The organism is Nonomuraea sp. NPDC049646 (assembly GCF_044465525.1).
GTDB lineage: Bacteria > Actinomycetota > Actinomycetes > Streptosporangiales > Streptosporangiaceae > Nonomuraea.
In genome coordinates this window covers 192994-218728 of record NZ_JBITLU010000006.1, presented here as the reverse complement: position 1 = coordinate 218728, position 25735 = coordinate 192994, and the positions used below count along the sequence as shown (strand labels likewise).

Annotated in this window: 20 protein-coding genes; 16 read left to right on the top strand and 4 right to left on the bottom strand. The window is 73.0% G+C overall.

Annotation, left to right across the window (positions count from 1 at the left end):
• Positions 1-60 precede the first annotated feature (60 nt).
• Genes ACIBQ8_RS19540 through ACIBQ8_RS19525 form a run of 4 tightly spaced genes read left to right on the top strand, consistent with a single transcriptional unit; the run spans position 61 to position 8229 of the window.
• Complete coding sequence (locus ACIBQ8_RS19540; RefSeq protein WP_397192625.1) at positions 61-1284, top strand: glycosyltransferase family 4 protein; 1224 nt, start codon at positions 61-63, stop codon at positions 1282-1284.
• Positions 1281-5420, top strand: coding sequence for an alpha-(1->3)-arabinofuranosyltransferase family protein (locus ACIBQ8_RS19535; RefSeq protein ID WP_397192624.1), 4140 nt, complete (start codon positions 1281-1283; stop codon positions 5418-5420). The genes ACIBQ8_RS19540 and ACIBQ8_RS19535 overlap by 4 nt, the downstream gene beginning before the upstream one ends.
• Positions 5417-7255 carry a hypothetical protein gene (locus ACIBQ8_RS19530; RefSeq protein WP_397192623.1) on the top strand — a complete coding sequence of 613 codons (1839 nt, stop codon included), beginning with the start codon at positions 5417-5419 and terminating at the stop codon, positions 7253-7255. Before ACIBQ8_RS19535 ends, ACIBQ8_RS19530 begins: the two co-directional genes overlap by 4 nt.
• On the top strand, positions 7252-8229 hold the full coding sequence (locus ACIBQ8_RS19525) for a DUF3068 domain-containing protein (RefSeq protein ID WP_397170159.1): 978 nt from the start codon (positions 7252-7254) through the stop codon (positions 8227-8229). The genes ACIBQ8_RS19530 and ACIBQ8_RS19525 overlap by 4 nt, the downstream gene beginning before the upstream one ends.
• On the opposite strand, the gene ACIBQ8_RS19520 is transcribed toward ACIBQ8_RS19525, so the two are convergent.
• Entirely contained in the window at positions 8170-8943 is a 774-nt protein-coding gene (locus tag ACIBQ8_RS19520) for a class I SAM-dependent methyltransferase (RefSeq protein WP_397170157.1), read from the bottom strand. The two genes, ACIBQ8_RS19525 and ACIBQ8_RS19520, sit on opposite strands and share 60 nt — an antisense overlap.
• Between ACIBQ8_RS19520 and ACIBQ8_RS19515 the strand changes: the two genes are divergently transcribed.
• Entirely contained in the window at positions 8942-10765 is a 1824-nt protein-coding gene (locus tag ACIBQ8_RS19515) for an ArnT family glycosyltransferase (protein WP_397192622.1), read from the top strand. The two genes, ACIBQ8_RS19520 and ACIBQ8_RS19515, sit on opposite strands and share 2 nt — an antisense overlap.
• Here the strand turns inward: ACIBQ8_RS19515 and ACIBQ8_RS19510 are convergent.
• On the bottom strand, positions 10708-11955 hold the full coding sequence (locus ACIBQ8_RS19510; protein ID WP_397170154.1) for an acyltransferase family protein: 1248 nt from the start codon (positions 11953-11955) through the stop codon (positions 10708-10710). The genes ACIBQ8_RS19515 and ACIBQ8_RS19510 overlap by 58 nt on opposite strands.
• Before the next feature lie 120 nt (positions 11956-12075).
• Between ACIBQ8_RS19510 and ACIBQ8_RS19505 the strand changes: the two genes are divergently transcribed.
• From ACIBQ8_RS19505 to ACIBQ8_RS19480, 6 genes are all read left to right on the top strand, one after another.
• Positions 12076-12996, top strand: a complete 921-nt coding sequence (locus ACIBQ8_RS19505; protein ID WP_397192621.1) for a DUF3068 domain-containing protein — start codon at positions 12076-12078, stop codon at positions 12994-12996.
• Positions 12993-13880 carry a decaprenyl-phosphate phosphoribosyltransferase gene (locus ACIBQ8_RS19500; RefSeq protein ID WP_397170151.1) on the top strand — a complete coding sequence of 296 codons (888 nt, stop codon included), beginning with the start codon at positions 12993-12995 and terminating at the stop codon, positions 13878-13880. The genes ACIBQ8_RS19505 and ACIBQ8_RS19500 overlap by 4 nt, the downstream gene beginning before the upstream one ends.
• Complete coding sequence (locus ACIBQ8_RS19495) at positions 13877-15196, top strand: FAD-binding protein (protein WP_397192620.1); 1320 nt, start codon at positions 13877-13879, stop codon at positions 15194-15196. Before ACIBQ8_RS19500 ends, ACIBQ8_RS19495 begins: the two co-directional genes overlap by 4 nt.
• Positions 15197-15257: 61 nt before the next feature.
• Complete coding sequence (locus tag ACIBQ8_RS19490; protein ID WP_397192619.1) at positions 15258-16007, top strand: SDR family NAD(P)-dependent oxidoreductase; 750 nt, start codon at positions 15258-15260, stop codon at positions 16005-16007.
• Positions 16008-16095: 88 nt separating this feature from the next.
• Entirely contained in the window at positions 16096-17202 is a 1107-nt protein-coding gene (locus ACIBQ8_RS19485) for an NAD(P)H-dependent flavin oxidoreductase (protein ID WP_397170146.1), read from the top strand.
• 25 nt (positions 17203-17227) lie between these two features.
• Entirely contained in the window at positions 17228-18016 is a 789-nt protein-coding gene (locus tag ACIBQ8_RS19480) for an arginase family protein (protein WP_397192618.1), read from the top strand.
• Here ACIBQ8_RS19480 and ACIBQ8_RS19475 read toward each other — a convergent pair.
• Complete coding sequence (locus ACIBQ8_RS19475) at positions 17992-18465, bottom strand: carboxymuconolactone decarboxylase family protein (RefSeq protein WP_397170143.1); 474 nt, start codon at positions 18463-18465, stop codon at positions 17992-17994. The genes ACIBQ8_RS19480 and ACIBQ8_RS19475 overlap by 25 nt on opposite strands.
• Before the next feature lie 105 nt (positions 18466-18570).
• Positions 18571-19380 carry a crotonase/enoyl-CoA hydratase family protein gene (locus tag ACIBQ8_RS19470; RefSeq protein ID WP_397192617.1) on the bottom strand — a complete coding sequence of 270 codons (810 nt, stop codon included), beginning with the start codon at positions 19378-19380 and terminating at the stop codon, positions 18571-18573.
• A 126-nt stretch (positions 19381-19506) separates the two neighbouring features.
• Here ACIBQ8_RS19470 and ACIBQ8_RS19465 point away from each other — a divergent pair, with 126 nt between their 5' ends.
• Genes ACIBQ8_RS19465 through ACIBQ8_RS19445 form a run of 5 tightly spaced genes read left to right on the top strand, consistent with a single transcriptional unit; the run spans position 19507 to position 25703 of the window.
• Positions 19507-21057: an acyl-CoA synthetase gene (locus ACIBQ8_RS19465; protein ID WP_397170140.1), complete on the top strand. Its 1551-nt coding sequence runs from the start codon at positions 19507-19509 to the stop codon at positions 21055-21057.
• A complete protein-coding gene (locus tag ACIBQ8_RS19460) occupies positions 21047-21949 on the top strand; it encodes a Zn-ribbon domain-containing OB-fold protein (protein ID WP_397170138.1) in 903 nt (300 codons plus the stop codon). The genes ACIBQ8_RS19465 and ACIBQ8_RS19460 overlap by 11 nt, the downstream gene beginning before the upstream one ends.
• Positions 21946-22965, top strand: a complete 1020-nt coding sequence (locus ACIBQ8_RS19455; protein WP_397192616.1) for a thiolase domain-containing protein — start codon at positions 21946-21948, stop codon at positions 22963-22965. Before ACIBQ8_RS19460 ends, ACIBQ8_RS19455 begins: the two co-directional genes overlap by 4 nt.
• A gap of 3 nt (positions 22966-22968) precedes the next feature.
• Positions 22969-24117, top strand: a complete 1149-nt coding sequence (locus tag ACIBQ8_RS19450; RefSeq protein ID WP_397170135.1) for a thiolase domain-containing protein — start codon at positions 22969-22971, stop codon at positions 24115-24117.
• Positions 24117-25703 carry an acyl-CoA synthetase gene (locus ACIBQ8_RS19445; protein WP_397192615.1) on the top strand — a complete coding sequence of 529 codons (1587 nt, stop codon included), beginning with the start codon at positions 24117-24119 and terminating at the stop codon, positions 25701-25703. Before ACIBQ8_RS19450 ends, ACIBQ8_RS19445 begins: the two co-directional genes overlap by 1 nt.
• The last annotated feature ends 32 nt before the right edge of the window (positions 25704-25735 follow it).

Genomic DNA, 25735 nt, shown 5'->3' with positions numbered 1-25735 from the left:
CATGCACAGCGAGCACGGAGTGTGGCTCCGCCATGCCCGCGTGCCCGCCGACGAGGAGTGATGGTGGTCTTTACCGGTGAGCGCAAGGCGGACACGGCACGGCTGATCGAGCCGCGGACGAGCGAGGCGACGGCCGAGCAGCGGCCACTCGCGGGCGTCCGGGTGGCGATGCTCAACTTCCGCGAACCCCACCAGACCACGGCCGGCGGCGCCGAGGAGTACGCCTGGCAGGTCAGCCGGTTCCTGCTGACCCAGGGCGCCTCGGTCGTGTTCGTCACCGGCCGCCAGCGCGGGCAGCGCCGCGCCGAGGTGCTCGACGGCGTGGACCTGCGCAGGATGGGCAACCCGTACCTCGTCTACCTGCTGGTCCCGCTCTGGCTGCTGATCCACCGGCGGCGCGTGGACGTCGTCATCGACACCATGAACGGCATCCCCTTCTTCTCCCCGCTCGTCGTCCGCCGCCGCACGCCCGTGATCAGCCTCGTGCACCACGTCCACGACCGGCAGTTCCACGCCTTCCTGCCCGCCTGGCTGGCCCGCATCGGGTGCTTCGTGGAGGGCGAGGTGGCCCGGCTGGTCTACCGGCGCTGCCTGACGGTCACCGTCTCGGAGTCGTCGAGGCACGACCTGGCCGCGAAGTTGCGCTGGCTCGCGCCGGTCACCGTCGTGCCGAACGGCTGCGCCGAGCCCGCGCGGGCCGAGCCGCCGGCCGCCATGGGCGAGCCCGCCCTCGTGTACGCCGGCCGCCTGATCGGCCACAAGCGCATCGAGCGCGTCGTGGACCTGGCCGCCGAGCTCGGCGACGCCTGGCCGGGCCTGCGGGTGCACGTCGTGGGCCGCGGCCCCGAGCACGACGCCCTGGCCGCCCGGATCTCCGGCCGGGGCCTGGACGGCCGGGTCGAGCTGCACGGCTTCCTGCCCGAGCCGCGCAAGAACGCCCTGCTGGCCGCCGCCCGCCTCAACGTGACGGCCTCGGAGTTCGAGGGCTGGGGCCTGACCGTGATCGAGGCCGCCGCGCTCGGCGTGCCGACCGTGGCCTACGACGTCGCCGGGCTGCGCGACTCCGTGCGGGACGGCGTCACCGGCTGGCTCGTACGGGACGGCGAGAGCCTGGCCGAGGTGACCGGCCGCGCGCTGAAGGAGCTGGCCGACCCGCGGCGGCGGGCGGAGGTGGCCGCGGCCTGCCGCGCCTGGGCCGGGGAATTTACGTGGGCCCGAACTGGGGCTAACATGACCGGACTTATCCTGGCGAAACTCCAAGATTGCGGCGGAGCCCCTCAGTGACCCAAGCCTCGCCTGGACCCCCGGGGGAACGCGGGGACTCCACCGTCGAGAGCTACGAGGCCCGGATCAGGCACAGGCTGCGGCTGCTCGCCTCCTGCCTGCTGCTCGGCGCCATCGCGTTCAACACCTCGACCGAGAAGATCATCCCCGAGACGAAGCTCGACATGGCGGTCAACCCGCTGGGCTTCCTCGGCCGGGCGCTGCACCTGTGGGACGGCGCCTACTTCGGCCACCTGCAGAACCAGGCGTACGGCTACCTGTTCCCGATGGGACCGTTCTACGCGATCTTCCTCAAGCTGGGCATGGAGTCGTGGGCCGTCCAGCGGCTGTGGATGTCGCTCGTGCTGTGCGTCGCCTTCCTCGGCGTGGTCCAGCTCGCCCGCGCGCTCGGCGTCGGCGGCCCGCACACCCGCGTCCTGGCCGGCTTCGTGTACGCGCTCGCGCCGCACGCCCAGGCGCTCATCGGCATCAACTCCTCGGAGTTCCTGCCCAGCGCCGTGCTGCCGTGGATCCTGCTCCCGCTGGTCAAGGGGGCCAAGGGCGAGCTGACGCCGCGCCGGTCGGCCGCGCTGTCGGCGTTCGCCTTCCTGTTCTGCGGCGGCGTCAACGCGGTGGCCGAGGCGGCCGTGCTCGTGGTGCCGATGCTCTACCTGCTGACCAGGCGCGGCGGGCCGGTCAAACGCCGCCTGATCGCCTGGTGGCTGCCGCTGGTCGCGCTCGCCTCGCTGTGGTGGGCCGTCCCGCTGCTCACGCTCGGCGGCTACATCTTCTCCTTCCTGCCCTACATCGAGACCGCCACGGCGACGACCGGCGTGACGTCGCTGGTCAACGCGTTGCGCGGCACGTCGAGCTGGCTCAGCTTCCTGACCGTGGACGGCCAGACCTGGCTGCCCGACGCCCACCAGCAGTCCACCGTCCCGTGGCTGATCGTGGTCACCGCCGCCGTGGCCGCGCTCGGCCTGGCGGGGCTCACCCTGCGCCGGCTGCCCGAGCGGCCGTTCCTGCTGATCAGCCTGCTGTGCGGGATCGCGATCATCACCACCGGCCATCCCGGCACGCCGCACGAGCAGTTCATGGTCGGGCTGCTCGACGGCCCGCTGGCCGCCTTCCGCAACCTGCACAAGTTCGACGCGCTGATCCGGCTGCCCGTCGCGCTCGGCCTCGCCGGGCTGCTCTCCCTGGCCCGCCCGCGCCTGCGCACGCCCCTGACCGTGCTGGCCGCCGGGCTCGTGACCCTGTCGGGCCTGCCCATCCTGTACGCCGGCCTGGCCCCCGCCGGCGGCTTCACCGCCATCCCCGACTACTGGCGGCAGGCCATCACCTGGCTCAACCGCAACGCCGGCGACGGCATGGTGCTGGCCGTGCCGGGCGCCAAACGCGGCGAGTACCTGTGGGGCCGCCCCCTGGACGAGCCGCTCCAGGCGCTCTCGCAGGCCCGCTGGGCCACGCACACGATCGTGCCGTGGGGCTCGGCCGGCATCTCGCGCCTCATGGCCGCCGTGGACGACCGCCTGGCCACCGGCAAGGGCTCGCCGGGGCTGGCCGCCACGCTGCGCCGGATGGGGGTGTCGTACCTGGTCGTCAGGAACGACCTGGACCGGGCGACGATCGGCACCGCCTGGCCGGCCCGGGTGCACCAGGCGCTGGAGGACTCGCCCGGCGTCTCGCTGGCGGCACAGATGGGGCCGGGCGTCGGCATCGCCCAGTACGGCCGGGCCGCCGCCTGGCTGGACCAGCCCTACCCGGCCGTCGAGATCTACCGCGTGGCCGGCGCCGCGCCGCTGGTCGGCACCGTGGACGCCACCCGCCCGCTGCGCGTCGGCGGCGCGCCGGAGTCCGTGCTCTCCCTGGCCGAGCAGGGCCTCCTGGACGACGACCGGCCCGTCCTGCTCAACGACGACGCGGGCGTGGTCAAGGTGCCCGCGCACGACACGATCCTGACCGACACGCTGCGCCGCAGGGAGGTGGCCTTCGCCGACCTGCGCCGCAACGCCGGCGCCACGCTCACCGCCGACGAGCCCCTGCGCGGCAGCTCGCCCTCCAACGACCTGCTCGACCCCGGCTGGGCGCGGTACGTCTCCACGGCGGGCCTCACCGGCGTCGCAGGCGTCACCGCCTCCAGCTCCGAGGCCGACGTCGGCGCCGCGGCGAACAGCCGCGAGCCCGGCCACCAGCCCTTCGCCGCCCTGGACGGCGACCGGCGCACGAGCTGGCGCTCCACCGGCTGGAACGGCGCCGTCGGCGAGTGGCTGGAGGTGACCTTCGCCGAGCCGCTGACGATCCCCACGATCCAGGTGGCGTTCGAGAACTCGCCGATCGGCCCGCCGCCCAGCGAGGTCGTCGTGGAGACCGGCGCCGGCTCGCTGCGCCAGAAGGTGCGCGCGAGCGCCGACCCGCAGGAGCTGGCCGTGCCGAAGGGGCCGGTCGAGCGGCTGCGGGTGACGGTCGTGGCCACCGCGTACGAACCGGCGAACCGCCTCGGCGGCCGGGTCGGCATCACCGAGCTCGCCATCCCCGGCGTCCGGCCAGGACGCTCGATCGTCGTGCCCGACCCGCGCGAGGACACCGGCGAGCCGGCCACGATCGCGGTCGCCAGGACCGGCGACGTGCCCGGCTGCGTCCGCGGCTCGGCCGCCTGGAGCTGCGCCAAGGGCCACGAGGTGCTGGGCGACGACGGCAACGGCTTCGACCGCTCCTTCGTCACCGGCAAGGACGGCGCGTACGGCGTCTCCGGCCGCGCCACGGTCACCGACCGCGCGACGATCGAACGCCTCAGCACGCTGCCCGGCGACTCCCTGAGCGTGCGCGCCTCCTCCACCGCGGTGGACAGCGGCGCGGCGGGCGGCCGCTGGGCCTTCGACGGCGACCCGAAGACGGCCTGGTTCGCCGACCCGCTCGACCCCAGGCCCACGCTGAACGTCGAGCTGGCCCGCGAGACGAAGCTGTCGCAGATCCGGGTCATCACGCCCGACTCCTACCTCGGCGCCCCGCCCGTCCGGGTGACGATCCGCGCGGAGGGCGGCGTCCGGCAGAGCTGGGTCGGCACGGACGGGCTCGTCCGCTTCCCCGAGATGAGGGCCAGGAAGGTCGCGCTGGAGTTCGGGGCGTCCGGCGGCCGGCCGATCGAGATCAGCGACGTGGCCTTCCCCGGCGTGCGGCCGCTCGGCGCGCTGACCGGCTTCAGGCTCACGCTGCCGTGCGGCTTCGGCCCGACGCTCACCGTCGACGGCAACGAGGTGCACACCGCCGTCACCGGCGGCACCCTGCACGACGTGGTCACCGGCCGGCCGGTGACCTTCGAGACCTGCGAGCGGCTCCAGCTCGTGGCCGGCCCGACCCGGCTGTCGGTGCGGCCGGGTGAGTCGTACCGGGTCGAGTCGGCCGTCGTGCGGCACGAGCCGGGCAGCCCCGCGGCCGGGCCGACCGTCATGCGGCGCACGCCGGTCACCAAGTGGGCGGCCGGCGAGCGGGTCGTCCAGGTGAACGTCCAGGACGACGCCTACCTGGTGGTCAACGAGAACTTCAACGCCGGCTGGAAGGCCACGCTGGGGGCCGCGGCGCTCAAGCCGGTCCGGCTCGACGGCTGGCGGCAGGCCTGGTTCCTGCCCGCCTTCACGGCCGGGACGGTGACCCTCACCTACGAGCCGGACGAGCCGTACCGGGCGGGGCTCGCGGCGGGCGGGGCGCTGGCGCTGCTCGTCGCCGGGCTGGCCCTGGTGGGCAGGGGCCGGCCGGGACGCCATCTGGCGCCCGTCCTGGCCGCCCGGCCGCGGGTCCGGCACGTCGCGGTGTTCGCCGTGGCGCTCGGCTACTGGGTCGGCGGGTCGGCGGGGGCGGGCGTGGCCGGGGTGGCGTTCGTGCTGGGCGCCTGGTCGCGTCCGCTGCGGGAGGCCGCGCACCTGCGCGGGCGGCGGCGCTGGACCCTGCTGCTCGGGCCGCCCGGCGGGCTCGCGCTCTACCTGGCCGCCACGGTCGCGGTGGCGCTCGGCGCGGGCGGCCTGTGGGCGCAGCTGCTCTGCCTGCCGCTGCTCGGGCAGCTCCTCGTCGAGGTGTCGGCCGGACGCGCGCCGGCCCGGCAGACCACCGTACCGATCACCGTCGCCGCAGGCGGCCCGACCATGACGAGTGTTCCGTGACCGACACGATCAAGCCGCGGCCGGGGACCGTCATCACGGTTCCCGGTCCGGTGGCGCGTGCCGCCCGGTGGGTCCGCCGCCACGGCGTCCTGCTGGCCGGGCTCGTGCTCATCGCCGCCGCGGTGGCGGGCAAGGCGGCCGTCGTCCAGGAGGCCTACTTCAAGGAGGACGACTACGAGTTCGTGGCCAGGGCGATGGAGAGCGACCTGTCGTTCGACTACCTGACCAGGATCCACTTCGGTCAGTTCATGCCGGGCGGCTTCCTGCTGGCCTGGCTGGTCTCCCGGCTGCACCCCTTCGACTGGGGGTGGGCGGCCGGCACGGTGCTGGCGCTGCACGCCCTGGCCGCCCTGGGCGTGCTGCGCATGTCGCGGGTGATCTTCGGCAGGCGGCCGGCGACGCTCGTGCCGCTGCTGGTCTTCCTGCTCGCGCCGGTCACCGTGCCCGCGCTGGCCTGGTGGGCGGCCGGGCTCAACACCGTCTTCCTCCAGGTCGCGCTGCCCATGGCGGTCGCCTCGCACTGGCACCACCTGCGGACGGGCCGGCTGCGGCACGCCGTGGCCGCGGCGCTGTGGGTGCTGGTCGGGCTGCTGGGCTTCGTCAAGGGGTTCGCGCTGCCGCTGCTGCTGTTCGCCCTCACCGCGATCTACCACGGCGGCCTGCGCGCCGCGCTGCGCCGCCACCTGGCCGCCTGGGGCATGTACGTCACGGTGCTGGTGGCCTTCGGCGCGCTCTACGTCCAGCGGTCGTTGTCGGCGCCGAACACCGGGGCGCTGCCGATCTTCGACCAGGCGCTGGGCTTCCTGTGGGAGCTGCTGGGCAAGACGTTCGCCACCACCGTGCTCGGCGGGCCGTGGCGGTGGTTCGCGGGCGGCGACTGGGGGGTGGCCTCGCCGCCGCTGCCGCTGGTGATCGCCTCCCTCGTCGTCCTGGCCGCGCTGGTGGTGGTCACCAGCCGGTACCGCAGGCGGGCGGTCCTGGCCTGGGCCACGCTGCTGGGCTACCTGCTCGTCGCGGACGCGCTGCCGGTGTTGTGGGGACGCGTCCACCTGCTGGGCTCGTTCGTCGGCACCGACACCCGGTACGTCGCCGACGCAGTCCCGCTGCTCGCGCTGGTCGTGGGCCTGGCGCTGCTGCCGCTGCGCGGCGAGGAGACGCCGTACCGCAGGGCGCTGCCGGCGCGCGAGCGGGTGACCGGGGCGGCCGGCGCGATGCTGGGGCTGTTCGCGGGCGCGTCGCTGGTCACGGTGACGCTGTTCGCCGGGTACATGGGGGCCGAGCGGCGGCACGACTACATCGAGACCGCCCGCGCCGAGCTGGCCAGGGCGGCCCCGGACAGCGTGATCTACGACCGGCTGGTGCCGACGGAGGTGCTGCCGGACACGTACCGGACCTACAGCCTGACCTCGCGGGTGCTGGGCGCGCTGGCCACGCCCGCGCTCAGGGCCAGGATGCAGGCGCCGCCCGCCGCGCTCGACGGCCTGGTCTTCGACGACCAGGGCCGCCTGCGGCCGGTGGACGTGCAGGGCATCCCGCTCGTGCCCACCACCCGCGACCGGTGCTGGCCGGTGACCGGCGGGACGGTCCAGGTGCCGCTGGACAACCGCGTCACCCGCGTCGAGGGCACCCTGGTCAGGCTGGGGTACGCGGCCCGGTCCGACACGACGGTCACCCTGTGGATGGGCGACCGGGCCACCGACATGAAGCTGCGCGCGGGCTTCGGCCGGGTCTTCGTGCTGGCCGTGCCGGGCGCGGACCGGATCGTCGTGCACGACGTGCCGCCCGGCCTGTGCCTGGGCGACGTGACGCCGGGACAGGCGGTGCCCCGGCCGTGACCGCCCTGAGCCGAAGGAGCCTCGCGCTGGTGCTGGCCGCCGTGGGGGCCTTCCTGCTGACGCTCATCCCGCTCAGCCGCCTGTACGTCTACGACCGGGTGCTCAAGGCCCCCCTGGAACAGCAGAGCATGACCAGGGCCGTCGCCGGGTCGGCCACGTACGTGGACCCGGCGACCATGCGGCAGACCACCGGCGACCTGGTCCAGACCAGGTGGCTGATCGGCGACGTGCTGGCCGGCGACGACGACCGCGCGGTGTGGGGCGAGTCGGTCTCCCTGGCCACCCGCGACGGCCACCGCCTGGACTACCACGAGCGCCGCCTGGCCTTCGACCGGCGTACCGGCGAGATCGTGAACTGCTGCGGCGAGTACCTGGACGAGGACGTCTCCGTCCGGCAGAGCGGGCAGGCCTTCCGCTGGCCGTTCAACGCCGAGCGCCGCGACTACCCGCTGTTCGACCTGCGCCTGCGCCGCCCGGTCACGGCCGTCTTCGACGGGGTCGAGCGGGTGCGCGGCGTCGAGACCTACCGCTACGTCCAGCGCACGCCGCGCCAGCTCGTGCCCGGCGAGACGCCGCCGCTGCCGCGCCGCCTGCTCGGCCTGCCCGGCAAGGGCGACGTGGGCCTCGGCCGCTACGCCGAGATCCGGCGCACGTACTGGGTCGAACCGGTCAGCGGCCTGCCCGTCAGGACGCTGGAGGAGGTGACCGAGACGCTGGTCACCGCGGACGGACGGGGCCGCCTGACCGCCCTGGACGCGGACTTCCGCACCTCGGAGCCGGACGTCGCGGCGACCCTGGCGACGGCGGCCGCCTACAAGCGCTGGATCCTGCTGCTCGGCACGGTGGCCCCGATCGGCGGAGGCCTGCTCGGCGTGGCCTGCGTGGCGGCCGCCCTGTGGCTGTCGCGACGGCGCTCACCTGCGGCGCAGGACGAGCAGCAGGTTCCAGGTGACCAGCTCGCGGATGCCAGGTAGGTGGACGACGTGCCTGGCCCAGCGTGGATGGTAGCGGGGGATCGCGTCGAGGACCTCCACGTCGCGCCTCCTGCGCGCCCAGGCCAGCGGCTTGGCCACGCCGACGGCGTACATGCTCTCGCCGAAGACGTTCTTGGGCGGTTTGCCGTGGGTGCGGGCGTAGCGGCGGGCCGCGTAGTGGCCGCCGAGGTAGTGCCAGGGGGAGGTCTCGTGGCCGCCCCAGGGCCCCAGCCAGATCGTGTACGACAGGTAGACCACGCCGCCCGGCCGGGTCACCCGGACCATCTCGCCGGCCATCCGCAGCGGGTCGGGCACGTGTTCCAGCACGTTGGAGGAGAAGCACACGTCCACCGAGCCGGTGGCGAGCGGCAGGTCGAGCGCGCTGCCGAGCACGGCGTCGCGGGGCGGCACGCCGTCGCGCAGGCGCATCTCGCCGGCGTCGCAGTCGACGCACAGGGGCCGCGCGCCGACCGCGCGCAGGGCGTCGGCGAAGTAGCCGGGGCCGCCGCCGATGTCGGCCACGGTCGCGCCGGCCAGGTCGGTGTAGGTGGCGAGCTGGGCCACCGTGTCCCTGGCCAGGGTGCCGTAGAAGAAGTCGGGGTCGCTCTGCTCCAGACGGAAGGCGCGCAGCAACCGGACGGATCTGCCGAGATCCGCTCGGAACGGTTCGGTGTCCACGGCGCGGAGCTTACTGCAGTGGAGGGATACGTCCATGGCTGAAGACGTCAAGCGAGCCGAGCCCTTCCAGATCACCATCCCGGCGGTGCGCACCGGGCCGGTCATCGGCGTGGGCCTGCTGATCGTGCTGATCTCGCTGGTGTTCCGGGCGAGCCTGCTCAGCAAGGCCTACTTCGTCGAGGACGACTTCCTCTTCGTGGCCGGGGCCGGCGACAGCGGGCCGACCTGGGAGTACCTGATGAGGGTGCACAAGGGGCACCTCATGCCGGGCGCGCTCGGCCTGGTGTGGCTGCTCACGTCGGTCGCGCCGTACAGCTGGGCGCTGGTGTCGTTCGTGACCGTCGCGATCCAGGGGGCCGCCTCGGTCATGTTCCTGGTGCTGCTGCGGCGGCTGTTCGGCGACCGGGCGGCGGTGCTCGCGGCGCTGACGGTCTACGCGTTCGCGCCGCTCACCGTGCCCGCCATGAGCTGGTGGTCGGCCGCGCTCAACGCCGTGCCGCTGCAACTCGCGCTGATCGCGGCGCTGGCCGCGCACGCCAGGTACGTGCGCGAGGGCAAGGGCCGCTGGCGGGCCCTGGCCTGGACCGCCGTCGGGATGGCCTTCTCCACCAAGGGGGTGTTCATCCCCTTCGTGGTGCTGGGCGTCAGCAGCGCCTACCTCGGGCGCGGGCTGTGGGCCCGCGCCCTGCTCGCCGAGCTGCGCAGGCCCGTCTGGTGGGCGCACGGCCTGCTGCTGGCCGGGTACGCGGTGCTCTACTGGCTGCGCCGCGACACCGCCGGGGCCGACGCGCTGACCGGCCCGAAGGCCGAGGTGGTCCCGGGGCTGCTGCGCAGGCTGCTGGGCGAGACCTTCCCCACGGGGGCGGTCGGCGGCCCGCTGCGCTGGGGCGGCGTCACCTCGACCGGCGGGCTGGCCGACCCGGCCCCGGTCACCGTGGTCCTCGCGTGGGCGGTGCTCGCCGCGCTGGTCGTGGTCACCTGCGTGTACCGCAGGCGGGCCTGGCGGGCGTGGGCGATCCTGGCGGCCTACGTGGTGGTCGCCGACGCGGTGCCCACCGTGATCGCGCGGGCCACCGCCTGGGACCTGGTCGGCGCCGAGACCCGGTACGTCGCCGACGCCGCCGTGCTCTTCGCGCTCTGCCTGGCGCTGGCCGTCATGCCGGTGGAGGGCGAGCCCGACGTCGTGCGCCGGCCGGTGCCGGCGAGCATGCCGGCCGTCGGCGGCGCGCTGACCGCCGTCTTCCTCGTCGTGTCGCTGATCTCGATCAACACCTTCGGCGACACGCTCACCGGCGACCGGGTCAGGACGTACCTGGAGAACGCCAGGGCCTCGCTGGCCGCGGCGGCGGGGGAGGCCGACATCTACCCCCGTCCCGTGCCGCCGGAGATCGTCCTGCCGTGGAACGGGGAGCGCCGGATGACCTCGTACGTGCTGGCGCCGCTGGCCGACGACGAGACCAGGCAGCGCATGCGCGACCCGCGGCCCTCGTCGGAGCCGTACGTGCTGGACGACACGGGCAAGCTCGTCCTGGTGGGACGGGTGGCGCCGTTCTTCGACGCGGTCAAGGGGCGCAAGTGCTACCCGGCGGGCAAGGAGTTCCCCGTCGAGTCCTTCGGCGGTCCCGGCGTGGTGGTGGCCATGTCGTACGTCAGCCCGCGGCCCGTGCAGGTCGTGGTGGAGGTCGGCGAGGCCCAGCGGGCGGCCACGCTGCCCGCGACCGGCGCCATGGGCGCGCTGTTCTACGTGCCGCACGACGGGCCGGGCAGGGGCATGCGGATCACCGCGGCCGGGGCGCAGGGTCAGGCGTTCTGCCTCAGGGCGGTGGCCTTCGGCGAGCCGGGCCCGGCGGCGCGCTGAGGCACCAGGCGGATCAGCCGCCTGGCGGGCTCCTCCACGTAGCGGTGGGTGAGCCCGGCCATGGTGACCGTGACGGCGGTGACGGCGACCAGGTTGAACAGCAGGTTGCCGGTCCACGGCCGCTGGCCGGTGAAGTCGTACCAGAGGTAGATGATGACGAACTGCCACAGGAAGACGCCGTAGGAGATCTGGCCCAGGTAGCTCATCACCCGGCCGCCGAGCAGCTCGTGCACCCGCGTGGGCCGTCCGGCCGCCAGCGCGGCCGGGGCGACCAGGCAGAAGGCGACGAGCGTGTAGAGGCCCTGCTCGGTGAACGCGGTCCAGATGCTGCCCAGGCCGACCGCCCGCGGCCCGGTGAGCGGCGTGGCGGCGATGAGGTAGGCCAGTCCCGCGATGACCCACAACGTGCCCCAGGAGGAGGCCAGCGCGGCGCTCAGCCGCCGTGCGCGGCCGTCCTCGGCCCTGGCCCAGACGGTCAGCACGGCCAGCGCCATGCCGGGCACGAAGAACGTCCAGGAGCGCGGCAGCCACACGTTCATCCAGGGCCGGTAGTCGGGGAAGTACTCGAAGACCGTGTACACGTAGGACAGCGCGCCGAAGGCGGCCAGGCCGATGAGCAGCCGCCGTCCCCTGGTCCGCAGGTCGGGGTCGCCGCGCAGGGCGAACCTGCGCAGCGCCGCCGCCATCAGCGGGAGCGTGAGGTAGAAGGTCAGCTCGACCGCGAGGCTCCACATCTGGCCGAGCCCCTTGGGGCCGAGGCCGTACCACCAGGGGGTGATGTCGTAGGTGTGCACGAGGAACAGCATCTGCGCCCACGTCCAGGGGTCGGCCCGGTGCGCGTCGCCCCACAGCAGCAGCGCCACGGCGACCACCAGCCAGTACGCCGGCATGATCCGGAAGAACCGTTTCCACAGGTAGCGGCGGGTGTCCGGCGCCCGGTCGCCGAGCAGCACCTGGGCCGCCCACGGCCGGTACAGCAGCAGGCCGGAGAGCGTGAAGAAGATCGGCACGCCGATCTCGCCCCTGGACAGCACGCCGCCCAGGAACCCTGGGTCCAGCGCCGTCCCCGCCTCCATGGACACGTGGAACAGCAGGACGGCGAAGGCGGCCACGGCGCGCACGCCGTCGAGCGAGGTCTGGTGTCCTGAGACCACCGGCACCCCGCCCGAAGTAGAACCTGTTTCGGTCACGTTTCCGCATCCCTGGTGACGTCGGTCACTCGTCGCAATAACATACCGGCGAGTAGGTAGTTCGTTTCAGTACTTAACCACCCAAACAGGCGTCAGTGCACCTGCGCACATGGAGGGTCCATGAACCGGGTCGTCGTTGGCAGCGTCCTCATCGCCGTCGGGGCATTCCTCATCGTTCTGGCTCCCCTGGTGCGCCTCCAGGTCGCACCCGCCTTCATGGCCGCCAAGGGCGACCAGTACAGCATCACCAAGCTGCACGCGACGGGCGCCCAGTACTTCAGCATCCCGGACGGCAAGGTGCTGACCGCCGACCTCGACATCATCGTCACCACCCGCGGCGACGTGAAGGAGGCCAACGACGACCGCGTCGTCTGGGACGAGTTCACCGCCGTCAACGACGTCACCAACAGCAAGCCGGGCATCAACTTCAGCGAGCGGCGCAGCGCCTTCGACAAGCGCTCCGGCGTCGGCCTCAACTGCTGCGGCGCCAGCATCGACAAGGCCCCGGTGCAGCTCCAGGGCCAGATCTACAAGTTCCCGTTCGACGTGGAGAAGAAGACCTACCAGGTCTTCAACGCCAGCGCGGGCAAGGCGTTCGACGCCAGGTACGTCGGCGAGGAGCAGGTCAACGGGCTGGCCACGTACAAGTTCGAGCAGACCGTCCCCGAGACCAGGACGCAGACGCTGAACGCGCCCGCCGCCTGGTTCGGCATGGGCGCCTCGGGCGACGTGCAGCTGAACCGGTTCTACTCCGGCACCGTCACCTACTGGATCGAGCCCACCACCGGCGCGCCCGTCAAGCAGGAGCAGGTGCGCAACGAGGTGCTCAAGAGCCAGGACGGCATCGAGCGCTCCAAGGCGTTCGTGGCCACCGCCAAGATGACCGACGACACGGTCAAGGGCCTGGTCGACAGCGCCGCCGAGGGCAAGAGCCAGATCAACCTGATCAGGACCACGCTGCCGATCGTGCTCGGCGTGGTCGGGGTCGTCCTGCTCCTGGGCGGCCTGCTGCTCGCCCTGCGCGGCCGCCGGTCCGCATGAGCCAGGGCGTGGTCGCCCGGCCCTGGTCGGCCGCGCCCGCGCTGGCCCTGGTCAGGGCGGCCCGGCCGCGCCAGTGGCTGAAGAACCTGCTCGTCCTGGCCGCCCCCATGGCGGCCGGGGTGCTCGGGCAGCCGGGCCGCCTGCTCGCGGCGCTGCTCGTCCTGGCCGCCTTCTGCCTGGCCGCCAGCGGCTCCTACCTGCTGAACGACGCCTCCGACGTGGAGGCCGACCGGCTGCACCCGCGCAAGCGCCGCCGGGCCGTCGCCTCCGGCGCGGTGTCGGTGCGCACGGCCCGGGTGGCGGGCGTCGTCCTGCTGGTCCTCGGGCCCGCGGTCGCCGCGCTCGCCGGCGGCTGGCAGGCGCCCGCGGTCGTCGCCGGGTACGTCGCCCTGACCCTGGCCTACACGACCTGGCTCAAGCACCAGGAGGTCGTGGACCTCATCGCGGTCGCCGGATGCCACGTGATCAGGGCCTACGCCGGAGCCGTCGCCGTCGCGGTGCCGGTGACCGGCTGGTTCCTCGTGGTCGTCTCGCTGGCCGCGCTGCAGCTCGTGGCGGGCAAGCGCGAGGCCGAGCTGCGGTCGCGCGGCGTGTCGGGGACGCGCGCCACGCTGGCCGCCTACCCGGCCGCGTACCTGACGCACGTGCGGATCATGGCGTCCGGGGCGATGATCGTCACGTACTGCCTGTGGGCGCTGAACGCGCACGAGAACGTGTTCTACGGGCTGAGCATCGTCCCGTTCCTGCTCCTCGTGCTCCGGCACAACCTGCTGGTCGAGCGGGGCGGCGGCGAGGAGCCCGAGGAGCTGGTGATCCGCGACCGGCCCGTCCTGGTCTTCTCCGCCGCGCTGGTCGTCCTGGTGGGGCTCGGGATCTACGCGTGAGCACGTTCCTCACCGGCTGGGGCCGCACCTCGCCCACCCCCGCCGTGCTGCGCCGCCCGCGCTCCCTGGACGAGCTGCGCGACCTGGTCGTGGCCGCGCCGGGCCGCGGCGTCGTCGCCCGCGGGCTCGGCCGCTCCTACGGCGACGCCGCCCAGAACGCCGGCGGCCTCGTCCTCGACTGCACCGGCCTGGACGCCTGGAGCTTCGACGAGCGCACCGGCGTCGTGACCGCGGCGGGCGGGGTCAGCCTGCACGAGCTGATGACGGCGCTGGTGCCACGCGGCTGGTTCGTGCCCGTGAGCCCCGGGACCAGGCACGTCACGGTCGGCGGGGCCGTCGCGGCAGACGTGCACGGCAAGAACCACCACCGCGACTCCTCCTTCGGCGCGCACGTGCGCTCCCTCACCCTGGTGACCGCCGACGGCGCCGCCCGGGTGCTGCGCCCCGGCGACCCGCTCTTCCGGGCGACCGTCGGCGGCATGGGCCTGACCGGGGTGGTGGCCGAGGCGACGTTCGGCTGCGTGCCCGTCGAGTCGTCCCTGATGCGGGTGGACGTGCGGCGCACCGCCGACCTCGACGAGACGCTCGACGTCATGACCCGCACCGACGACCGCTACCGCTACACGGTGGCCTGGATCGACCTGCTGGCCCGCGGCCGACGGATGGGCCGCAGCGTCCTGACCAGGGGCGACCACGCGCCGCGCGACGGGGAGAGGCCGCCGCGGGTCTTCGCGCCGCGCGCCCGGCTGCACGCGCCGCCGTGGGCGCCGGACGGGCTGCTCAACGGGCTCAGCGTGCGCGCCTTCAACGAGCTCTGGTACCGCCGGGCGCCGCGGAGCGCGACGGTCACCCAGGGCATCGCGCCGTTCTTCCACCCGCTCGACTTCGTCGAGGGCTGGAACCGCATGTACGGCCCGCGCGGCTTCGTGCAGTACCAGTTCGTGGTGCCGTTCGGCGCGGAGGGGACGCTGCGCGGCATCGTCGGGTCGCTGTCGGCGCACGGGACGGTGTCGTTCCTGACCGTGCTCAAGCGGTTCGGACCCGGTTCGGGCGGATTCCTGTCCTTCCCCGTGCCCGGCTGGACCCTGGCCCTGGACATCCCGGCCGGTCAGCGCGGCCTGGGCGGCCTGCTGCGCGGCTTCGACGAGCGCGTCGCGCGGGCCGGCGGACGGGTGTACCTGGCCAAGGACGCCCGGCTGCGCGCCGACATGATGGCGGCGATGTACCCCGAACTGGAACGATGGCGGAGCATCAGGGACGAGGCCGACCCGAAGGGCCTGTTCCGCTCGGACCTGTCCAGGAGACTACGACTGTGACCACCACTTCTGACGCTTCTGACGCGAGCCGGGCGGCCGCCGCTCCGGGGCGGGGGGCGGCGTGAGGAACGCGCTCGGGGCCGTGGACAGCGTGCTGCTGCTGGGCGGGCGGAGCGAGATCGGCCTGGAGATCGTCCGGCTGCTGGTCGGGCTGGGCGCGACCAGGGTCGTGCTGGCCGCCAGAGGGGAGCTCACGCCGCCGGCGGACCTCGCCGCCCTCGCCGCCGAGGTGCACGTCCTGCCCTTCGACGCGCTGGACGTGGGGTCGCACGCCGCCGTCCTGGCCGGGGCCGTGGAGCTGGTGGGCGACCTCGACGTGGTGATCTCCGCCTTCGGCGTGCTCGGCAGCCAGGACGACTACGACGCCGACCCGGCCGCCGCCGCCGAGGCCGTCGCGATCAACTACGGCGGCCACGTCTCCGTGGACCTGCACGCCGCCAGGGTCCTGCGCGAGCAGGGGCACGGCACCCTCGTGGTGCTCTCGTCGGTCGCCGGGGTGCGGGTGCGCAGGGCCAACTTCGTCTACGGCTCGGCCAAGGCCGGGCTCGACGGGTTCGCGCAGGGGCTCGGCGACGCGCTGCACGGGTCGGGCGCGCGCGTGCTGATCGTCCGTCCGGGCTTCGTGATCGGCCGGATGACGAAGGGCCTGCCGCCGGCGCCGCTGTCCTCGACGCCCCGCCAGGTGGCCCTGGCCACCGTGCGCGCGCTGCGCGAGGGCGCGTCGTCCGTGTGGGTGCCGCGGGCGCTCGGCCCGGCGTTCGGCCTGCTGCGCCTGCTGCCGCGGCCGCTCTGGCGACGGCTGCCGCGCTAGAACGCGTTCAGAGCCGGAGGCCGCCCGACAAAAGGTTCTAGAGTAGAACACGTTGCAGTTCGGCTGTGGCGCGGCTTATCGTCGGGCCATGCGGACACGGGTCACGGACATGTTCGGAATCGAGCTCCCGATCTTCGCCTTCAGCCACTGCAGGGACGTGGTCGCCGCGGTCAGCCGCGCGGGCGGCATGGGAGTGCTCGGCGCGCTCTACTTCACCCCCGAAGAGCTCGAAATGGAGCTCAAGTGGATCGACGACCACGTCGACGGCAGACCGTACGGCGTGGACGTGGTCATGCCCGCCTCCTACGAGGGCGCCGACTTCGCCCCCGAAGAGCTGGTCGGCCGCCTCCAGGCGATGATCCCCGAGGGGCACCGGGCGTTCGTCGAGAACCTGCTGGGCAGGCACGGCGTGCCGCCCCTGTCGTCCGACGCCGACCCCGGCCGGGTGCTGCTCGGCTGGACCGACGCCACCGCGCGCCCCCAGGTCGAGGTCGCGCTCCGCCATCCCATCGCCCTGCTGGCCAACGCCCTCGGGCCGCCCCCGGCCGACGTCGTGGACCTCGCACACCGGCACGGCGTCAAGGTCGCCGCCCTCGCCTCGACCCCGCGGCACGCGCTCAAGCAGGTCGAGGTGGGCGTGGACGTCGTCGTCGCCCAGGGCACCGAGGCCGGCGGCCACACCGGCGAGATCTCGACCATGGTGCTCATCCCGCAGGTCGTGGACGCCGTGGACGTCCCCGTCCTCGCGGCGGGCGGCATCGGGAACGGCCGGCAGATGGCGGCCGGCCTGGCGCTGGGCGCGGAGGGCGTCTGGACCGGCTCCCTCTGGCTCACCGTCGAGGAGGCCGACACCCCGGAGATGGCGAAACGCCGCATCCTGGAGGCCACCTCGCGCGACACCGTGCGCTCCCGAAGCTGGACCGGCAAGCCCGCCCGCCTGCTCAGGAACGAGTGGACCGAGGCGTGGGAGTCGCAGGAATCGCCGGGCACGCTGCCGATGCCGCTGCAGTTCATGCTCGTCTCGGACGCCCTGCGCCGGATCGGCCGCTCGGACGCCTCCGAGCTGGCCACGTTCCCCGCCGGGCAGGTCATCGGCCTCACCAACCAGGTCCGCTCGACGAAGGACGTGGTGTTCGGGCTCGTGGAGGAGTACGCGGAGGCCCTGGAACGCCTCGGCCGCATCACCGGGGACTGATCGCCCGGCTGTTACCGTGGAGGACGTGTCGGTCTTGTACGTGCCGTACCACCTCGACGAGCACCAGCCCGATCTCAACGTGCCGCTGCCCGGCGGCGTGCCCGTCGCCGAGCTCACCGTGGAGCTGCCCGGCCAGGACGTCTGGTCCCGCCTCGGGCGGCTCTACGACGCCGTCGCCGCCGCCGTCGAGCGGACCGTGCGGGCGGGGGAGCGGCCGGTCGTGGTCTCCGGCGACTGCACGGTGTCGATCGGCATGACGGCGGGCCTGCAACGGGCCGGGCTCGACCCCTCGATCGTCTGGATCGACGCCCACGGCGACCTCCAGACGCTGGAGACGACCACGTCCGGCTACCTCGGCGGCATGGCGCTGCGCTTCCTGCTCGGCTACCGCCCCGGCGACGTGGCCGGCCGCCTGGCCCTGCGCCCGCCGCCGGAGGACCGCGTGCTGCTCGTGGACGCCCGCGACCTCGACCCGCCCGAGGCCGGCTACCTGGCGTCCTCGGGCGTGACCCGGTCGAGCCTCGACGAGCTGACGCCCGGGATCCTGCCTCCCGGGCCGCTGCTGCTCAACCTCGACCTGGACGTCCTCGACCCGTCCCGGCTGCCCGGCCTGCGGTATCCGGCGGCCGGCGGGCCGGACGTCCCGGCCCTGCTGCGGGCCGTGCGGGTGGTGCTGGACAGCGGCCGGCTCGCCGCGCTCAACCTCGCCTGCACGTGGCATCCGGGCCGGGACGACTCCGGCGGCGTGCGCGAGCACCTGGTGACGACGGTCCTCGCCGCGGCCCTCCGTCAGCCGAACATGCCGGGCACGTAGTCGCCCGCGGGCTGCTGGATGATGACGTTCACCCGGTTGAAGGCGTTGATCAGGGCGATCAGGCACACCAGCGCCGCGAGCTGCTCCTCGTCGTAGTGCTTGGCGGCGTTCGCCCAGACCTCGTCCGGGACGCCGCCGGCGCCGTCGGCGATGCGGGTGCCCTGCTCGGCCAGCTCCAGGGCGGCCCGCTCGGCCTCGGTGAACACCTTGGCCTCCCGCCAGGCGGCGACCAGGTTGAGCCGGATCGGGGTCTCGCCGGCGTGCGCGGCGTCCTTGGTGTGCATGTCGGTGCAGAAGCCGCAGCCGTTGATCTGGCTGGCCCGGATCTTCACCAGCTCCTGCGTGGCGTGGGGCAGGCCCGAGTCCATGATGACCTTGTTGGTGCCGATCAGGTGCTTCATGACCTTGGCCGCGACCTGGTTCTCGAAGAGGTTGAGACGGGCTTCCATGACGCGCTCCTTGTCGTCGTCGACTGCTTCCACCTCTCGGACGGGGCAGCCGGACGGGATGTGACAGGAACGGATGTGACGTGCGTCTCCCCTCCCGGGGAGCGGTCAGCGGCCTTCGTAGCGGGCCGGGCGCTTCTCGCGGAACGCCCGGGTGCCCTCCTTGGCGTCCTCCGAGCCGATCACCGGCCAGCCCAGCTCGTCCGACACCTTCAGGGCCTCGGGCTCGGGCATGCCCAGGGTGTCCCGGTACGTCCGCAGAATGGCCTGGACCGCCAGCGGGCCGGAAGCGGCGATGTCCGCCGCCAGCTCCCGGGCCGTCTCCAGCGCCCGCCCGTCCGGCACGACCCGGTTGACCAGCCCCATCGCCAGGGCCTCGGCGGCGGTCACGGAACGGCCGGTGAGCAGCAGGTCCATGGCGTGGCAGTACGGGATCTGGCGGGGGAGGCGGACCGCGCTGCCGCCCATGGGGAAGAGCGCGCGTTTGGCCTCGAACAGCCCCAGGGTGGCCGATTCCGCCATCACTCTCAGGTCCGTCCCGACCAGCAGTTCCGTGCCGCCGGCGACCGCGTACCCCTCGACAGCGCTGATGATCGGCTTTGTCGGCAAATCCTCCCTTAAGAGTCCTTTCCAGTGAAAATTCGGGATCTGGGCGGCCCTTGCCTGAACCTCTGGATCGGTCGAGGGTTGGCCCATGGCCTTGAGGTCGGCCCCGGCGCAGAACGTGCCCTCCGCCCCGGTCAGGATCGCGACCCGGATCGAGGGCTCGGCCGACGCGTACGCCCACGCCGAGGCCAGCCCGACCAGCATGTCCGAGGAGAGGGCGTTGCGGGCCTCCGGCCGGTTCATCGTGACGGTCAGGACGTGGCCGTCGCGTTCCACCCGGCAGTGCGGGGTGCTGATCGGCAGAAGCTCCATGTACGCCTCCCAAGTCCCAGAAGCTACTGAATCAAGCGCTTGCTACGAACTTTACCCGCGGGATACGCTCCCCACAGCAAACGAGAACAAGTTCCTGTTTTGCTACGCCTGAGCTGAGGAGATCAGATGGGCACGCTCGGTTTCTGGAGGCTGGCGCAGGCGGATCCCGAGTGGATCGCGGCCGTCGACCCCGACGGCACGGAGCACCGCGCGGGTGACCTCCTGGCCCGTTCGAACCGCCTCGTCCACGGGTTACGCGAGCTCGGCCTGGAGCCGGGCGACGGGATCTGCGGCCTGGTCCCGAACGGCGCGGACGGCCTCGTCCTCTACCTGGCCGCGCTCCAGGCCGGCTGGTACTACACGCCGATCAACTGGCACCTCACCGGCCCGGAGATCGGCTACATCGTGTCCGACAGCGAGGCCAAGGCGTTCTTCGTCCACCCCCGCTTCCTCCAGGAGGGCGCCAGGGGAGCCGAGGCGATCGAGCCGCACCGCCGCTTCCTCCTCGGGGACGGCGAGCAGGACGGCTTCCGCCCGGCGAGCGAGCTGACCGCCGGGCAGCCGGACACCGCGCCGCCCGGCCGCACGGCCGGCGCCACCATGCACTACACCTCGGGCACCACCGGCCGGCCCAAGGGCGTCAGGCGCTCGCTGAGCGGCCTCGACCCCGACGACGGCGCCGAGCTGATGACCTTCCTGCTCGGCCTGTTCGGCATCACGGCCGGGCCGCCCAACGCGCACCTGGTCACCTCGCCCAGCTACCACACCGCCGTCACCCAGTTCGGCGGCAGCGCCCTGCACATGGGCCACACCCTCGTCTACATGGACAGATGGGACGCCGAGGAGACGCTCCGGCTGTGCGAGCGCTACCGCGTCACGAACTCCCACATGGTCCCCACGCACTTCAAGCGCCTGCTCGCGCTCCCCGAGGCGACCAGGGCCAAGTACGACCTGTCCTCGCTCAGGTGGATGATCCACGCCGCCGCCCCCTGCCCGGTCCCGGTCAAATGGGCGATGTTCGAGTGGTGGGGCGACTGCATCTACGAGTACTACGCGGCCACCGAGGGCGGCGGCACCCTGGCCACGCCCGAGGGCTGGAAGGCGCACCCGGGCACGGTCGGCTCCGCCTGGCCGATCAGCGAGCTGCTGATCGCGGACGACGAGGGCGAACCCGTACCGACCGGCACCCCCGGGACGATCTACATGAAGATGATGGGCGTGCCCTTCGAGTACAAGGGCGACCCCGACAAGACCGCCGCGAACCGGCTCAAGGACTACTTCACGGTCGGCGACATCGGATACCTGGACGAGGACGGCTTCCTCTTCCTCTGCGACCGCAAGGCCGACATGATCATCTCCGGCGGGACGAACATCTACCCGGCCGAGATCGAGAACGAGCTCATGATCCACCCCAAGGTCGCCGACGTGGCCGTGTTCGGCATCCCGGACGACGACTGGGGCGAGCAGATCAAGGCCGTCGTCGAGCCCGCGCCGGGCGTCGAGCCGGGGCCCGAGCTCGCGGCCGAGCTGATCGCCTCGCTGGAGGGCCGCCTGGCCCGGATGAAGTGGCCCAAGAGCGTCGACTTCATCGCCGAGATGCCCCGCGAGCCCAACGGCAAGCTGCTCAAGCGCAAGCTCCGCGCACCGTACTGGGAGGGCCACGACCGTGCCATCTGACGATCCGCTGGTCGCCCAGCACGTCCTGGAGTTCCCCGGCGGCTACACCCGGACGACCGGGCCGGTGATCGGGCGCTTCCTCACCGAGTTACGCGGTCGCCGCATCGTCGGAGTGCGCACGAAAGAGGGCAAGGTGCTCGTGCCGCCCCTCGAATACGACCCCGCCACCGGCGACCCCGTCACCTCCGAGTACGTCGAGGTCGGCCCGGCCGGCACGGTGACCTCCTGGGCCTGGGTGCCCGAGCCCCTGGCGAACCACCCGCTCGACCGGCCCTTCGCCTGGGCCACGATCCTGCTGGACGGCGCCGACACCGCCCTCGTGCACGCCGTCGCCGCCGACAACCCCAAGGCGCTGTCGAAAGGCTCCCGGGTCTGGCCGGTGTGGCGCGACCGGCCCACGGGCCACATCACCGACATCTCCCACTTCGCGCCCGAGGTCACGAAGATCGTCTCCAACGTGCGGGCCGAGTACCGCCTCCAGGCGGGCGGTTCGCTCCGCGTCTTCCTGGAGGGCGTCGAGCGCGGCGTCTTCCTCGGCGGACGCTGCGAGCAGTGCGACCAGGTGTACGTGCCCTACCGGATGTCCTGCCCCCAGTGCGGAGGGCTCATCCCGGAGACGCTCGAACTCCCCGACACCGGGACGATCACCACGTTCGCCATCAACAACCTGCCGGATCCGCGCGCACCCGAAGTGCCGTTCGTCTCCGCCTACATCCTGCTCGACCACGCCGACATCCCCATGATCGCCCTGATCGGCGACGTACCCGCGCACGAGGTGCGCCAGGGCATGCGGGTCAGGGCCGTCTGGGTGCCCGAGGAGGAGCGGAGCAAGTCCATGGCGAACATCCGCTGGTTCGCCCCCACCGGCGAGCCCGACGTGGAGCTGTCATGAGAGAGGTCGCGATCGTCGCGTTCGCGCAGACCGTCCACATCGACCACGACACCGGGCTCACCGAGCCCGAGCTGATCCTGCCCGTGATCAGCGAGGTCAAGGAGCGGACCGGGCTGACCAGGTTCGGCTTCACCTGCTCCGGGAGCTGCGACTACCTGGCCGGGGCGCCGTTCTCGTTCGTCAGCGCCCTGGACGCGCTCGGCGCCTGGCCGCCGATCTCCGAGAGCCACGTCGAGATGGACGGCGCCTGGGCCCTGTACGAGGCATGGGTCCGCCTCCAGCACGGCGACATCGACTCGGCCCTGGTCTACGGCTTCGGCAAGTCGTCGCTCGGCGACCTGCGCACCATCATGACCCTCCAGCTCGACCCCTACTACCTGGAACCCCTCGGCCTCGACCAGCTCTCCCTGGCCGCACTCCAGGCGAACGCGCTCGACGCGGACAGGAAGCAGCTCGACGAGATCGTCCGCAGGTCCAGGGCGGACGGCAGGAGCAACCCGTACGCGCTCGACCTGCCCGAACCGGACGGCGAGGAGGTCGCCGTCGAACCCCTCAGAAAGACGGACGTGCCGCCCGTCACGGACGGCGCGGCGGCGATCGTGCTGGCCACGGCGGAACTGGCCGGACGGCTCACCAGCCGCCCCGCCTTCGTCAAGGGCATCGCCCACCGCATCGAGCCGCACTACCTGGGCATGCGGGACCTGTCCAGATCGGCCTCCGCGGCCGACGCCGCACGGGCCGCCGGCGTCGGCAAGGGCCCGGTCGAGGTGGCCGAGCTGCACGCCCAGTTCCCGCACGAGGAGCTCATCCTGCGCGAGGCGCTCGAACTGGGCGGCGACACGCTGATCAACCCGTCCGGCGGACCGCTCGCCGCCAACCCCGTCATGGCCACGGGGCTCATCCGCATCGGCGAGGCCGCGCGGCGCATCCTCGACGGCGGCGCGAGCCGCACCGTCGGGCACGCCGCCGGCGGCCCCTGCCTGCAGCACAACCTCGTCACGGTCCTGGAGGCGTGAATCATGGGCAATCGCTGCGCGGTGATCGGGGTCGGGCAGACGCACTACACCACCAAGCGCAGGGACGTCTCCATCGCGGGCCTGGTCCGTGAGGCGGCGCTGCGGGCCCTGGAGGACGCCGGGCTGACGTTCAAGGACATCGACGCCGTCGTGGTCGGCAAGGCGCCCGACCTGTTCGAGGGCGTGATGATGCCCGAGGCGTACCTGGCCGACGCGCTCGGCGCCGCGGGCAAGCCGATGATGCGGGTGCACACCGCCGGCAGCGTCGGCGGCTCGACGGCGCTGGTCGGCGCGAGCCTGATCCAGGGCGGCGTGCACGAGCGGGTGCTCGTGGTGGCCTTCGAGAAGCAGTCGGAGTCCAACGCCACCTGGGCGCTGTCCACGCACCTGCCCTTCAGCGCGTCGCTCGTGGTCGGCGCGGGCGGCTACTTCGCGCCGCACATCCGCGAGTACATGCGCAGGTCCGGCGCGCCCGGCCACATCGGCACGCTGGTCGCCGTCAAGGACCGGCTCAACGCCCTGAAGAACCCCTACGCCCACCTGCGGATCCCCGGCATCGACCAGAAGATGGTCGAGTCCACGCCGATGCTCTGGGAGCCGATCCGCTACCTGGAGACCTGCCCGTCCAGCGACGGCGCGTGCGCGATGGTCCTGGCCGCCGAGCACAAGGTCACCGGCACCCCCGCCTGGGTGCACGGCGCCGCCATGCGCTCGGAGCCCATCTTCCGGGCCGGCCGCGACACCGTCAGCCCCCAGGGCGGCAAGGACTGCGCCGCCGACGTCTACCGCCAGGCCGGCGTCACCGACCCGCGCCGCGAGATCGACGTGGCCGAGGTGTACGTGCCCTTCTCCTGGTACGAGCCGATGTGGCTGGAGAACCTCGGTTTCGCGGCGGAGGGCGAGGGCTGGAAGCTGACCGAGTCCGGCGCCACGGCCCTCGACGGCGACATCCCGTGGAACGCCTCCGGCGGCGTGCTGTCGAGCAACCCGATCGGGGCCTCGGGGCTGATCAGGTTCGCCGAGGCCGCGCTCCAGGTGCGCGGCCAGGCCGGCGACCACCAGGTGGACGGCGCCCGCACGGCGCTCGGCCACGCCTACGGCGGCGGAGCCCAGTTCTTCGCGATGTGGATCGTCGGACGGGAGAGACCCTGATGGAGTTCAACCACGCGGACCTGTTCGAAGCACTCGCCGACGCGATCGGGGACCGCACCGCCGTCATCTGCGGCGACCGGCGGCGCACCTACGCCGAGCTGGACGCCGAGGCCAACCGGCTCGCCCACTACCTCGCCGGCCTGGGCGTGCGGCCGGGCCAGCACGTCGGGCTGCACCTGTACAACGGCGTGGAGTACCTGGCCGGGCTGCTGGCCGCGCTCAAGATCCGGGCCGTGCCGATCAACGTCAACTACCGGTACGTCGAGGCCGAGCTGCTCTACCTCTACCAGGACGCCGACCTGCGCGCGCTGGTCTACGACGTCGAGTTCGACCCCCGGGTGGCCGCCGTCGCGCACCAGGCGCCGCTGCTGGACCACCTGATCGCGGTCGGCGGCGAGTCGTCGATCGCCTCGGCGGTGCCGTACGAGGCGGCGCTGGAGCGCGGCGATCCGGGCCGCGGCTTCGAGCCGCGCACCGGCCAGGACGTCTACATCATCTACACCGGCGGCACCACCGGCATGCCCAAGGGCGCGATGTGGCACGTCGAGGACCTGTTCATGGCCTTCGGCGGCGGCAACCCGTACGGCGACCCGCGCACCACCCCGCAGGAGGTCATAGACGAGGCAGTCAAGGCCAACCCCATGATCATGATGGCCACCTCGCCGCTCATGCACGGCGCCGCGCAGATGGCCACCTTCATCAGCTGGTGGGCGGGCGGGACCATGGTGCTCGTCCCCAAGTTCGACGCCGGCGAGGTGTGGCGGGCGGTCGAGCGCGAGCGCGTGCTCACCATGAGCATCACGGGCGACGCCATGGCCAGACCGCTGGCCGAGGCGCTGGAGACGGGCACGTACGACCTGTCGTCGCTGTTCGTCGTCAGCTCGACCGGCGCGATCCTCAGCGGCGCGGTCCGCGACCGGCTCCAGGGCCTGCTGCCCGATGTCATGATCGTGGACAGCTTCGGCTCGACGGAGTCCGGCTACACCGCCTCCGCCCTGCCCGGCTCCACCCCCGAGACCGGGCTGCGCTACCAGCCCAACCCGTCGGCCAGGATCAGCGTCCTGGACGAGCGGGGACGTCCCGTTCCGCCGGGTTCGGGGCAGATGGGGACGGTGGCCAGGTCCGGGCGGGTGGCGTTCGGCTACTACAACGACCCGGACAAGTCGGCGCGCACGTTCGTCACCGACCCCGACGGCACCCGCTGGCTGCTCACCGGCGACCTGGCGACCGTGGACGCCGACGGCACCGTGCACGTGTTCGGGCGCGGCTCGCAGTGCATCAACACCGGCGGCGAGAAGGTCTTCCCCGAGGAGGTCGAGGCCGTGCTCAAGGGCCATCCCGGGGTGTTCGACGCGGTGGTGACCGGCGTGCCGGACGACCGGTGGGGGAGCAGGGTGGCGGCCGTGGTCGAGCCGCGTCCCGGCGTCGAGGTGACCGCCGCCGAGCTGGACGCGCACTGCCGCGCGTCGTTGTCGGGGTACAAGGTGCCGCGTTCGTACGCGTTCGTGAAGGAGATGGTCCGCTCACCTGCCGGCAAGGCCGACTACCGCTGGGCCAGACAAACCGCCGAATCCGCCACCACCTGACCACCCGCGACTCACCGCCAGCCCAGGGCGCC

What these genes read in the sequence shown, in the direction of transcription:
- ACIBQ8_RS19475 (WP_397170143.1), bottom strand. Translation starts at nt 18,465, where the DNA reads ATGGAAGCCCGTCTCAACCTCTTCGAGAACCAGGTCGCGGCCAAGGTC.
- ACIBQ8_RS19520 (WP_397170157.1), bottom strand. Translation starts at nt 8,943, where the DNA reads ATGGACGTATCCCTCCACTGCAGTAAGCTCCGCGCCGTGGACACCGAA.
- ACIBQ8_RS19470 (WP_397192617.1), bottom strand. Translation starts at nt 19,380, where the DNA reads ATGGAGCTTCTGCCGATCAGCACCCCGCACTGCCGGGTGGAACGCGAC.
- ACIBQ8_RS19455 (WP_397192616.1), top strand. Translation starts at nt 21,946, where the DNA reads ATGAGAGAGGTCGCGATCGTCGCGTTCGCGCAGACCGTCCACATCGAC.
- ACIBQ8_RS19500 (WP_397170151.1), top strand. Translation starts at nt 12,993, where the DNA reads ATGAGCCAGGGCGTGGTCGCCCGGCCCTGGTCGGCCGCGCCCGCGCTG.
- ACIBQ8_RS19465 (WP_397170140.1), top strand. Translation starts at nt 19,507, where the DNA reads ATGGGCACGCTCGGTTTCTGGAGGCTGGCGCAGGCGGATCCCGAGTGG.
- ACIBQ8_RS19445 (WP_397192615.1), top strand. Translation starts at nt 24,117, where the DNA reads ATGGAGTTCAACCACGCGGACCTGTTCGAAGCACTCGCCGACGCGATC.
- ACIBQ8_RS19505 (WP_397192621.1), top strand. Translation starts at nt 12,076, where the DNA reads ATGAACCGGGTCGTCGTTGGCAGCGTCCTCATCGCCGTCGGGGCATTC.
- ACIBQ8_RS19485 (WP_397170146.1), top strand. Translation starts at nt 16,096, where the DNA reads ATGCGGACACGGGTCACGGACATGTTCGGAATCGAGCTCCCGATCTTC.
- ACIBQ8_RS19540 (WP_397192625.1), top strand. Translation starts at nt 61, where the DNA reads ATGGTGGTCTTTACCGGTGAGCGCAAGGCGGACACGGCACGGCTGATC.
- ACIBQ8_RS19450 (WP_397170135.1), top strand. Translation starts at nt 22,969, where the DNA reads ATGGGCAATCGCTGCGCGGTGATCGGGGTCGGGCAGACGCACTACACC.
- ACIBQ8_RS19515 (WP_397192622.1), top strand. Translation starts at nt 8,942, where the DNA reads ATGGCTGAAGACGTCAAGCGAGCCGAGCCCTTCCAGATCACCATCCCG.